This window comes from Rappaport israeli, assembly GCF_001888055.1.
Taxonomy (GTDB): Bacteria; Pseudomonadota; Gammaproteobacteria; order Cardiobacteriales; family Cardiobacteriaceae; genus Rappaport; species Rappaport israeli.
Genome location: NZ_LXHZ01000006.1, coordinates 1 through 11356, shown reverse-complemented (window position 1 = coordinate 11356; position 11356 = coordinate 1). Strand labels below are relative to the sequence as shown.

Annotated in this window: 9 protein-coding genes, 1 tRNA gene and 2 pseudogenes; 9 read left to right on the top strand and 3 right to left on the bottom strand. The window is 45.6% G+C overall.

From position 1 onward, the window contains the following. A partial coding sequence (locus A5N84_RS10185) for a hypothetical protein (RefSeq protein ID WP_158008617.1) occupies positions 1–1392 on the top strand: 1392 nt, incomplete at its 5' end. 371 nt (positions 1393–1763) lie between these two features. Here the strand turns inward: A5N84_RS10185 and A5N84_RS02035 are convergent. The 3 genes and pseudogenes from A5N84_RS02035 to A5N84_RS02025 all read right to left on the bottom strand — a co-directional run bounded on the left by A5N84_RS02035 (position 1764) and on the right by A5N84_RS02025 (position 6678). Continuing rightward, a pseudogene (locus A5N84_RS02035) lies at positions 1764–2989 on the bottom strand (HlyD family type I secretion periplasmic adaptor subunit). 20 nt (positions 2990–3009) lie between these two features. Next, on the bottom strand, positions 3010–5172 hold the full coding sequence (locus tag A5N84_RS02030; protein ID WP_072281084.1) for a type I secretion system permease/ATPase: 2163 nt from the start codon (positions 5170–5172) through the stop codon (positions 3010–3012). A gap of 87 nt (positions 5173–5259) precedes the next feature. Then, positions 5260–6678 carry a TolC family protein gene (locus A5N84_RS02025; RefSeq protein ID WP_072281083.1) on the bottom strand — a complete coding sequence of 473 codons (1419 nt, stop codon included), beginning with the start codon at positions 6676–6678 and terminating at the stop codon, positions 5260–5262. Positions 6679–7102: 424 nt separating this feature from the next. On the opposite strand from A5N84_RS02025, the gene rpsO reads away from it, so the two are divergent. The 8 genes and pseudogenes from rpsO to A5N84_RS01990 form a co-directional block, all read left to right on the top strand. Then, the gene (gene rpsO / locus A5N84_RS02020; protein WP_072281082.1) at positions 7103–7369 is read left to right on the top strand and encodes a 30S ribosomal protein S15; all 267 of its coding nucleotides are present in this window, start codon (positions 7103–7105) and stop codon (positions 7367–7369) included. Between the two features lie 60 nt (positions 7370–7429). Beyond that, positions 7430–9509: pseudogene (pnp, locus tag A5N84_RS02015) on the top strand (polyribonucleotide nucleotidyltransferase). 105 nt (positions 9510–9614) lie between these two features. Then, positions 9615–9705: transfer RNA gene (locus A5N84_RS02010), tRNA-Ser, on the top strand. A 219-nt stretch (positions 9706–9924) separates the two neighbouring features. Beyond that, positions 9925–10068, top strand: a complete 144-nt coding sequence (locus tag A5N84_RS10180; protein WP_158008616.1) for a hypothetical protein — start codon at positions 9925–9927, stop codon at positions 10066–10068. Next, positions 10005–10514, top strand: coding sequence for an RDD family protein (locus A5N84_RS02005; protein ID WP_143324788.1), 510 nt, complete (start codon positions 10005–10007; stop codon positions 10512–10514). The genes A5N84_RS10180 and A5N84_RS02005 overlap by 64 nt, the downstream gene beginning before the upstream one ends. Further along, positions 10459–10686 (top strand): hypothetical protein, encoded by a 228-nt coding sequence (locus tag A5N84_RS02000; protein WP_158008615.1) that lies wholly within the window; start codon positions 10459–10461, stop codon positions 10684–10686. The genes A5N84_RS02005 and A5N84_RS02000 overlap by 56 nt, the downstream gene beginning before the upstream one ends. Continuing rightward, entirely contained in the window at positions 10641–11069 is a 429-nt protein-coding gene (locus tag A5N84_RS01995) for a stage II sporulation protein M (protein ID WP_158008614.1), read from the top strand. The genes A5N84_RS02000 and A5N84_RS01995 overlap by 46 nt, the downstream gene beginning before the upstream one ends. Before the next feature lie 69 nt (positions 11070–11138). Next, positions 11139–11356, top strand: a 218-nt coding sequence (locus A5N84_RS01990) for a stage II sporulation protein M (RefSeq protein ID WP_233119858.1), incomplete at its 3' end; no start/stop codon positions are given.

Below are 11356 nucleotides of genomic sequence, written 5' to 3'. Positions count from 1 at the left end.
AGTCCAACGATTACTAATGTTAAACCAGCAAAGCCTGAACTTTATTTGCCTAATGATACTTTTGGTACTGGCACTAAGGGCACAAATAAAGATCGCCTTACTAAGGATGCTACGATTAAAGCTAGAGGCATTGAAGATAATGCGACCTTTGAGTATCAGATTGAAGGATTAGAAGCAGGGAAGAGCGGATTGTTGACTGGAACTATTGCTCAATTGAATCAGGCTATTAAAAATGATCCTAATAAAGCCTTAACTGGTAAAGACTACACCATTAAAGCAAAACGGATTGTTAATGGGGAAAAGTCTGGTGAAGCAACGTTGGAATTTACTTATGATAAGGTTGCACCAAGTACTGACCGACTTGTCGTTAACCTTAAAAATGGTAAATATGTCCTTTTAGGTGAAACTGATGAGCCAGGCAGTAAGGTTGAATTAGCTGGTCATGGTTCTACCATTGCAGATGCGAAAGGTAAATTTGAACTCGATCTTGGCAATAAGTTGCAAACTTCGCAGTCGACCTTAACTGTTACAGATGAAGCAGGGAACTCAAATTCTGAGCTTGTTAATATAGGTGTTTATAGAAATATCAATAATACTCCTAATAAGACACCTTTTGAGATTGTTCGGGGTAATACTACGGGGCGCGCCGATATATTTTATGCAGAAGGTTATACAACTAATCCTCATACGCTTAATTTAGGACGTGGGAATGATACTTTAGCCATTACCAATGGAGGAGTTTATAGTACTGCCCCTAAAGGTAAACCAGGGATAGTTAATATGGGAGATGGGAATGATACCATTTCAGCTAAATATATTACTGGAATTCAAAACATTTTTATGGGTAAGGGCGATGATAAGATTATTTTAAATTCGCAGTGGCTTGGTCATAGTATTGGACGTGCCTCTAAAGTTGATTTAGGACCGGGGAATGATACTGTAGAAATGTACAATACCGTTGGAGGTGGTGATCACATAATTGGCTTCCCGGAATTAAATGGTGGGGCGGGCTATGATAGGCTGATTATCAATACAAAAGATAAGCTTGATGGTAGCGGTGAAAAGCATAAGAATGCAGCTAATCGTGAGCAGAATATGTGGTATATGAAAAATATGGAAGAAGTGGATCTCTCTAAATCAGGGAGAGATACTTTGAAAATTTCTTTGAATGATTTGAAGAAAAACCATGATGCGACTCATAAGCGACTAATCATTAAAGGGGATTCTGCTGATACGATTGATTTTGGCGAAGGCCTAGGAAATCCTAAACGTCCTGCTGACAAGGTAGATACGATTGATGGTAAGAGCTACAATGTGTATACCTATACTAGCAGCGGTGTGCAGTATCATCTATACATTGACCAGGAGATTCCTTCTAAATCTATTATTTGATGTCTTATTCGTCTCTAGCATGGCACCCTCTTCGGAGGGTGTTTTTTTTGGGCAGGAAAAATAGAGGATAATTTTATACCGCCTTGTGCCAACGGTGGTGGGGGATGAATTTGCCAACTATAGAAAACAATTTGCCAAAGGCGAAAATTATGCGCTAAAGATTGACCGAGGGGGTTTGGTGGCTTTGGGCATTGTATAGTCTCTTAACTTCAAATGAGATTATTCTAAGCGCTTCTCCTGACAAAATGTGTATCTCTAAGTCTCATTTTGAAGTTAAGGTACTATATTTTCTGAAGGGCTGAAGACTTTAGCGCTTTAGCGGATTGATTTCTAAGGTCTTGAGCTTTTTGCATTTTGTTTTGAGTGTGGGGTTAGCGTTCGCGCAGGGCTTGTTTAAAGCGGGTAAATGGTTTGATTAGATATTGGAATACGGTTTTTTCCCCTGTTTTGATGTCTACTGTTGCGGGCATTCCTGGTTTGATGGGGAGGGTTTGACCATTGCGGTCGGTGATGGTGCTGCCTTTGGTTTCAATGAGGACGCGATAATAGGATCTTTCGGCGTCTAAATTGAGTTCGCTGGGGCGGCGTTCGTCGCTTAGGGTGTCGGGGCTGATGAGGGTAATTTCACCCTCTAATCCGCCATAAATGGCGTAATCATAGGCGCTTAATTTCACTACGGCGGGCAGCCTGTGTGGACAAAGGCGACGTCTCTTGGATTGATGTAGGCTTGAACGAGTAGATTTTCATCAACTGGGACGATTTCCATAATGTCTTGTCCTGCGTTAATCACGCCGCCAATGGTGGTGATTTTGATGTTGTTGATTAGTCCGCGAACAGGTGAGCGGATTTGTGAGCGCTCTACGGGGTCGGCGCGCATGGCTAAATTCTCTCTGGCTTGTGCTAACTCTGATTCTGTGCGCACGAGTTGTTCGTTTGCCTCTGTTTGGTATTGGTTTTGGCGCTCTGTTATTTGGAGGGCAAGGTCTGCTGATTCGCGCTGCATGCGCAATAATTCGATTCTTGAGGAGACGCCACGCTCAACCATTTGTGAGGTGCGGGCAATTTGTTCATCAAGGATTGATTTGGAGTGTTTGAGTCCTTTTAGTCCTTCTTGGAGGGTTTTGCGTCGCGCTTGATAGGCGAGTGTTTCGCGTTGGCGCAAAGTTTCTGGGATGGTTTGTTCAAATTCTAAGGGGACGTCGTAGGCTTCTGCACGATAGCGCGATGCCATGGCGGATAGGTTTTGTACTTTGGCTTTACTTTCGCGCAAGATGGCGGAGCTTCGGGTGTCGTCTAGTGTAACGAGGATGTCGCCTTGCTCTACAAGTTGTCCCTCTCTTACATTGAGCGTTTTTAAAATGCCAGGGTCTAGGCTTTGAATCATTTGCTGGCGAGAGGTGGGGATGATTGAACCTTGTCCGCGCACAACTTCTTCTAGTGTGCTGAAATACGCCCAGATGATAAAGGAGGTTAATAAAGCGCCTAAAAAAATAATGCTCCACCAAAGCCCTTTGTGTTGCTCTGCCTGCATGGCGGCATTTAGGTCGCTGATAAGCTTGAGGTCGCGTTTATTAAGGGGCTGAATATTTTTGCTCATGTCTTAATCTCTTGTTTGATTTACTCTTGTGGCAGATGGTGATTGTGCTCTTGGGAGACGGCTTGCGCTGTTTGGGGGGCATTTTGTTGGTTAAGATGCGCAATTACGGCGTCTTTAGCGCCATCAATGATGACTTTGCCTTGTTCCATTACGATGATTCGATTGACTAGAGCTAATAATTGAGGGCGGTGTGTTACTAATAGCAAGGTGCGATTGCCAAGCCAATCGACTAATGCTTGTAAGACGCGCACTTCTGTGGCTTGGTCTAGTCCGCTAGTGGGTTCATCGAGTAAGACAACGCGCGGATTGCGCAAGGTTAGTCGCGCAAGTGAGACGATTTGCTGTTGACCACCTGATAATCCTGCGCCATTTTCGCCAATGGGCATATCCAATCCTTTGGGATGTTGCTGAATCATTTGCGCAACGCCAAAGCGACGCAAGGCATTTAATAATACGTCATCGCTGTATACACCATCGGCGCGCGCCATGTCCAGATTGTCGCGTAAGGTGCCAAGGAATAGGCGCGGATTTTGCGCTAATAGGGCGATTTTGTTGCGCAGATGGTAGGGGTCAATTTGTCTTGTGTCGACGTCGTCTAAAGTAACGATGCCTTGCTGGGGTTCGTATAAGGCGCTTACGAGTTTGAGTAGGGTGGATTTACCGCTACCAATGCGCCCAATAATGGCGACTTTTTCGCCTGCGTTGATTTTTAGATTGAGTTGCGATAGGGCGTGTTGCTCGCTTTTGTTGTATGAAAAAACGCAATCTTTTAGCTCAATAGCGCCTCTGGGGGTTTCTAAGGTGATGTATTTGCGGGTGGGGTCGCGTTCAATGGGGCGTTCGGCAATTTGTGTAACGCCAGTTAAGGCTACTTTTGCCTGCTGAAAGCGCACCGCCAGTCCAGCAATTTGTGCAACAGGGGCAAGGGCGCGACCTGATAAGATGACACAGGCAATCAAAGCGCCCATGCTGATGCGCTCTTCTGGGTTGGTGGAGTGGATTAGGTAGGTGCCAAAAAGCACTAAAATCACGGTGTTAAGCTGTTGCATCATAACGCTAAAGCTGGTGATTAAATTGCTGAGATTTTTTGTTTTGATGCTAGAGGCGGCGGCTTTGGCGGTGTAGTAATCCCAGCGCTTTTGCACCCAGCTATAGGCATTGTTGACTTTCAAAGTTTCTACGCCATCAACCGCTTCTACTGCTAACCCTTGACGCTGGGAGGATTCGCGCATGGCTTCATTAATGGATTTGGCAAGTGGAATTTGTGCAAATAAGCTAATTAATAACACAATCGGGACAATGAGTAACGGCACAAAAGCGAGTTTGCCTGCTACAACAAACATCACAAAAATAAACAATAAGAAAAAGGGCATATCCACTAAAGCCAGTAAACTTGCGGAGGTCATAAATTCACGGACGGACTCAAAATCGCGCAAGTTATTAGCATAGGAACCTGCTGAGACGGGTTTGTTTTGCATGCGGATTTGTAATACACGCCGAAATAATGCAGAAGAAATGATTAAATCGGCTTTTTTGCCAGCAATATCTGTGAGATATCCGCGGATAATTTTGGCAATAAATTCAAATACTATGGCTAAAAATACGCCGATGCTTAACACCCATAGCGTTTCATAGGCTTTATTGGGGATGACGCGGTCATAAACGTTCATGACATATAGCGAGCTGATGAGCGCTAATGTGTTGATGATAAAGGTGGCAATAAGTACTTGATAATAATAGCGACGAAAACGCCAAATAACTTTCCAAAACCATCCTTTTTCTAGGTGATATTCTGGCAGTTCGGAGCGCTTTTCTTGCGCAACTTGTGGGCGCATAAACCAAATATAGCCTAAATAGCGCGCTTCAAACTCTTTTTTACTGACTAATTGCTTGCCAATGCCTGCGATATTTAAGGTAACATGGGTTTCGCCAATGGCTATGATAATCGCTGCCTCTCTATCGCGTAGTAGCGCTACCGCAGGGAGTGCAAGTCGGGGGATTTTGCTTAATTCGCGATATTGCAAGCTGTTATCAAAGCCTTGTTGTGCCAATGTTTCGCTTAGCGCTCTATAGTCAAAATCGCCGAATTGGTCGCGCGGGGTGAGGGTGGAGAGGGTTGCCTCTGATACGGGATGGTTTAATAATCGCGACAATAAGGCTAAGTTTTCTAATAATGCTTGCATGTTATTCCAGATTTTTGAGTTTTTCTTTAAAGGCTATGAATAGGCTTAAAAAGTCGTTATTTGTTTTAAGCGCAGTACACAGTAAATTTATTCAAAGATAGGGGCTTGCCAAGTGCTTTGCATCAAGGTTTGTTCGTCAGTATTAGTAATCTTTAGTTTAGGGTAGGCTCTTAGGCTGGGATTTCTGATGATTATCTCAGGATAGGTGGCTTTACTTGGAGGCGTAATGACTACTTCAGAATAAGCGCTTGGCTTTGCTGTTTGTGGGCTTGGCGTAGGATAGATTGGCTCTTGACTAATCCCTGCCCACTGACTAAGTTTGCCCACCGCTGATAAATAGTCTAGCTTTGCCTGCATGAGGTCGTATTTGGCATTGACGCGCAGTTGCTCAATATTGGCTAGTTCACTATAGGCATTAACGACATCAAGCAAAGAACGTTGGGCAATTGTAAATTGGTCTTCATAGTCGGCGGCTACTTGTTGTGAGGTGCGGATTTGATTACCAGCAATTTCAATGCGTAATTGGTCTTCCCTCATTTGTAAAATGGCTAAGTCTACACGCTCTAATAAATTGGCTTCTATGCTGTCTAAACGCGCTTGTGCGGCATCAACTTGATGGCGCTTTTGCTCAATGCTCGGCGCTTTGGTGCGGTCAAAAACATCAAAGGTTACAGATAAATAAACAGCGGTATCATGGCGGTTTGTCTCGCCTAATATATTGATATCAGGATAGTAGGCGAGTTTTGTGGATTCATGCTCGGCTTGGGTGGCGGCAAGTTCTTCTTTTTGCGCCCGATAGCTGGCATTGTTGCGAATGTCAACAAGCGTTGAGGGATATTGAGTAAGTAATTGTGCCTCTGATAGATTGGCAAAAGGATTATTGAGCTCATCAGAGCTGAGCGCTGGCTGAACGTAGCGCGATAAACGCGATAGCGCAAGATTGCGTAAGCGCTCATAGGAAACAATGCTTTCTTCAACTTGAAGGAGGCGCGCTTGGGCTTGTGTTAGTTCAGAACGACGCCCTGAATCATATTGATGGATAATTTCCATTTTGCGCACAATTTCTTGATGTCGTTTTCTATTTTGTAGCGCAACTTCTAGCGCCATATCAGCGCGCAACGCTTCAAGATAATACCCAGCTAATTGATAGAGAAACTCTTCTTCTGTTTCGCTGGTCTTCTCACTAAAGTAATCTGCTTTTAATCGCTCTTTGTGAATGTCTGTATCACGCTTGCCAAAATCATAAACCGTCCATTTTGCCTCTAGCACAGGATTAAAACCATAATCGCCATTATTTCGCAAAATAGGTTGATTGGCGCGAACTGCTAAAGTAGGGTATTTTCTAGCTTGGGCGATTTCCAGACGACTTTCTGCGATTCGTTCGTTTGCTTGCGCTTCTAAAATTTCTGGCTGAGCGACTAGGCTTGTGCGTAGAATTTCTGGCAAATCTCGTGCATGAGTTGATGATAATGTCGCACAAAGCAAAACAATAGCCAGCTTTTTCATAATATCCTCACAAAATTAAAATCAAATATGGCTCAATTCCTTTAGCTAAAAAGTGATATTTTTAGAGTGATTAATCATTGAACAATCAACATGTTTATCTTAAATAAAACCACTTTATTAATAAGATGAGCTAGTGGCGCATTCTAACAAAAATTATAGATTGCACGTTTATTTTTATACTTTAGAATCTAAAAAGGCGCATGATAAGCGCTTAGCATGAGCATAAAATAAAAAAGGCTTATTTGTTTTGATATTAATGAGTGAGAAAGGCATTGAATTAGCAGGTGGCATTTTGGGTTGCTGTGTGGCGTTAGCGCAGGTGTAAGGGTTGAAATGGCTTGCTTTTTTAAGGTGAAGGTCTTAAAATCCGCGCTCTTTATCGTGCCAAAGCCATCGGCAACTATAATTTTTCTGGAGTAATTAAATGTTAACAGTTGAGAACAAACAAGAAATCGTTAAAAAATATCAGCGCGCTGAAGGGGATACAGGCTCTCCTGAAGTGCAAATTGCTTTACTAACCGCGCGCATTTTAGACTTGCAAAAACATTTTGCTGAAAACAAAAAAGACTTTCATTCACGCCGTGGCTTGTTAAAAATGGTGAGCAATCGCCGTCGTTTGTTAGATTATTACAAGCGTAAAGATTTTGAAGGCTATCGTAAACTCATCGCTGATTTGGGCTTGCGTCGTTAATTTTTAAGTTTGTGCGTTCTAAATAGTTTGATTTTATAAGTTTTGATTTAAGGGTCTTTCGTGAAATATTCAAAATCCTTCGTCTATGGTAAACACAACGTTACTTTAGAAACAGGCGAAATCGCTCGTCAAGCCGATGGCGCGGTTATGGTTAATGTCGATGATACGGTGGTGTTGGTTACCGCTGTGGCGAAAAAAACAGTCGCCGAAGGGCAAGATTTTTTCCCGTTAACAGTGAATTATCAAGAAAAAATCTATGCCGCTGGTAGAGTGCCAGGTGGGTATTTTAAGCGCGAAGGTCGCCCATCTGAATCAGAAACATTGATTGCGCGGTTAATTGACCGCCCACTGCGTCCTTTATTCCCCGAAGGATTTTTTAATGAAATTCAGGTGATTGCAACAGTTATGTCGTCTAATCCTGAAGTGTCTTCTGATATTGCGGCAATGATTGGCGCTTCTGCGGCAATTAAGCTTGCAGGTGTGCCTTTTTCTGGCCCAATTGGTGCAGCCCGTGTGGGATATAAAGAGGGGGAGTTTTTGCTCAATCCCTCGCCTAAAGAATTAGAACAATCTGATTTGGATTTGGTCGTTGCAGGGACAAAAGATGCCGTGCTAATGGTTGAATCACAAGCGCAAGAATTGCCCGAAGAAGTGATGCTTAAAGCGGTTATGTTTGGGCATGAGCAAATGCAGGTTGTAATCGATGCGATTAATGAGCTGGCACAAGAAGCAGGTAAACCAGCTTGGGATTGGCAGCCAGCAGAAAAAAATCAAGCGCTTTATGACAAGGTTAAAGCGCTTAGTTTTGCGCCATTAACAGAAGCTTATCAGATTGCCGATAAGCAAGCGCGTCAGGAAGCGGTGGCAAATGTGCATGCGCAAGTTGAAGAAGCTTTAGTAACTGAGGCAGAAGATAGCCCAAGTGCAGGGGAAATTGGCAATATCGTTCATGATTTTGAGAAAACCATTGTGCGCGAGCGTATTTTAGCGCAAGAACCGCGTATTGATGGGCGCGATGTAAAAACCGTACGCCCTATTACTATTCGCACAAAAGTATTGCCACGTGTGCATGGGTCGGCGTTATTTACGCGCGGAGAAACGCAGGCGATTGTGGTGGCGACTTTAGGGACTGGGCGCGATGCGCAAGTGATTGATTCGCTTAGTGGTGAGTATAAAGATAACTTTATGCTTCATTATAATTTCCCACCTTTCTGTGTTGGGGAAACGGGTTTTATTGGCTCGCCTAAACGGCGTGAGATTGGGCATGGGCGTTTGGCGCGCCGTGGAATTGAGGCGGTATTGCCTGATGAAAGCGCTTTCCCTTATACCATTCGGGTTGTTTCTGAAATTACTGAATCCAATGGCTCTAGCTCAATGGCGAGTGTTTGTGGGACTTCGTTGGCGTTAATGGATGCAGGAGTGCCGATTAAATCGCCTGTGGCTGGGATAGCAATGGGATTGATTAAAGAAGGTGAGCGTTTTGCGGTGCTTACAGATATTTTGGGCGATGAAGACCATTTGGGCGATATGGATTTTAAAGTGGCGGGAACGCATCAAGGTGTAACGGCGCTACAAATGGATATCAAGATTGAAGGCATCACTGAGGAAATTATGCGCCAAGCGCTAGAGCAAGCGAAAGTAGGCAGAATTCATATTCTTGGGATTATGAATGAGGCAATGAGCGCACCGCGTGAGGAGTTGTCTGAATTTGCGCCACGCTTTACAACAATGCGGATTGATAGCGATAAAATTAAGGATGTGATTGGCAAAGGCGGAGCAACCATTCGCGCGATTACTGAAGAATCAGGAACTTCAATTGAAATTGAGGATGATGGCACGATTAAGATTGCAGCAACCAATCAAGAGTCTGCCAATAATGCACGCCGAATGATTGAAGAGATTACTGCAGAGCCTGAGGTTGGGCGCATTTATGAGGGTAAAGTAACCAAGATTATGGATTTTGGCGCTTTTTGTATCCTTTTTGCCTGGCAAAGAAGGGTTGGTGCATATTTCGCAAATCGCTGAGTATCGTGTTAATGATGTGCGCGATGAGTTAAGCGAGGGTCAGGAAGTGAAAGTGAAATTAATTGAGGTTGACCGTCAAGGAAGAGTGCGGTTGTCAATTAAGGAGGCGCAGTAATTTTTGAGAAAACAAGGGGTTGTTTTGCAAGATTTGTTTGGTTGGGTGTTATAAGTTTTGAGATTTGTTGATTTAGCTAGGGATGGCTGAATTGACAATTCATAAGAAGAGGTGGCTGAGTGGTCGAAAGCGCACGCCTGGAAAGTGTGTATACGTTTGTAGCGTATCGAGGGTTCGAATCCCTCTCTCTTCGCCAATTTTCTAAAGCAGCTGAGAAGCTGCTTTTTTTGTGGGCGCTATTAGGATAGGGTGGTTGTGTTATGGAGATAAAAAGGTGTGGTAGTAGGGTGTTATAGTTGTGGTTGCGGGTTATTCATTGGGTTTTTGGAGGTTGCGGTGAAGGGTAAGAGGGCGGTAGAGCGAGGCGCGGTGGAGGGATGGGGGATTCAAGCTGGCGCTAGAAGGGGGGGATGGTTTGGGAGAGTATCATGGGGGGCGTGATTTTGAGGCGTTGTTAGATGGGGGGTTGTGGGTGCGAACGCCTGAGGGGCGTTGGTGTCGGCGGTGTTGGCTGACCCGATTGCGCGGATGTGGGCGCTGGTGGTGGATTTGTTGGTGATGTTTGGGGTTTTGCTAGGGTGTTTGATGTTGGTGGTGTTTTTTAGGAGTCAGGCGACGTTGGGGGTGGTGTTGGTGTTGGTGTTTGTGGTGTCATGGGGGTATTTCTTTTTATTGGAGTTTTTTTGGCGTGGGCAGTCGTTGGGTAAGCGTTTGTTGGGGCTTCAGGTGGTGTCTGAGGATTTGTCGGCTTTGCGGTTGTCGCAGTGTGCTTGGCGTAATGTTTTGCGGTATTTGGATTTTTTGCCTGGGTGTTTTGGTTTGGGGTTGTGTTGTATGTTGTTTAATGGGCGCAATCAGCGTTTGGGGGATTGGATGGCGGGGACGGTGGTGATTGTGCGTGATGGGGGGTACGCTTGGGAGGTTGGGGGTGGCTGTGATGGAGCGGTTGTTGGCTTCTGGAGGGGCGGTAAAGCCGTCTGTGGCGTTGTCTTCGCTGGAGCGTGAGGCGGTGGTTGGTTTTGCGTTGTATGCGCAGGAGCATTCGTTGGCGCGTGCGGTGGAGTTGAGTGAGCCGTTGGCGGGTTTTTTCGTGGGGGTTGAGCCTGAATGTCGGGTTGAGCGGTTGATGGAGTGGGGGCGGTGGTGTGTTTGCAGGTGGATGAGGTGGGGTTTGTGAGAGAGCATGAGGGGCTGTGGCAGGATTTGCAGGGATTTTTAATGGGAAATCGGGAGGCTGGGCTGGCGGCGGTGGCGTTTCCTTGGGCTTATCGGCAGGTGTGTGGGCATTTGGCGTTGGCAAGGGCGCGGGGGTTTTCGGCTGGATTGGTGGGGCGTTTGAATGATTTGGTGGTGTTGGGGCGGCGGCGGTTGTATGCGGAGCGTGCGCGGGGTGTGGGGGGGATTGCGGATTTTTTTTTGCTGGGGTTGCCTCGGGCGTTGCGGGATTGTTGGGTTTATGTGGCGTTGGCGGGGGGGTTGTTTGTACTGCCGTTGGGGTTGGGGTTGGCGGTGGGGTTGTGGTGTCCTGAGTATGCGCGGGATGTGGGGGGGGGAATATGAGGAGATGTATGCGCCTATGGCGCAGGGGCGTGTGGGGGGAGAGTCGGGGGGGCGGAGAGTGATGTGCTGATGTGGGGGCATTATGTTTTGCATAATACGAGTATTGGGTTGCGGACGATTGTTGGGGGGGCGTTTGCTGGGTTTGGGTCGGTGGCGGTGTTGGTGAGTAATGGGTGGCATTTGGGGGTGGTGAGTGCGGATATGTTGCGTGTGGGGTATGCGTGGGGGTCGTTTTTTCCTTTTGTGGTGGGGCATGCGGCGTTTGAGTTGTCGGCGGTGGTGTTGGC

Bases quoted from the DNA above. Each gene is read 5' to 3' on its own strand.
- A5N84_RS02030 (WP_072281084.1), bottom strand. From the start codon at position 5,172: ATGCAAGCATTATTAGAAAACTTAGCCTTATTGTCGCGATTATTAAAC.
- A5N84_RS02025 (WP_072281083.1), bottom strand. From the start codon at position 6,678: ATGAAAAAGCTGGCTATTGTTTTGCTTTGTGCGACATTATCATCAACT.
- rpsO (WP_072281082.1), top strand. From the start codon at position 7,103: ATGTTAACAGTTGAGAACAAACAAGAAATCGTTAAAAAATATCAGCGC.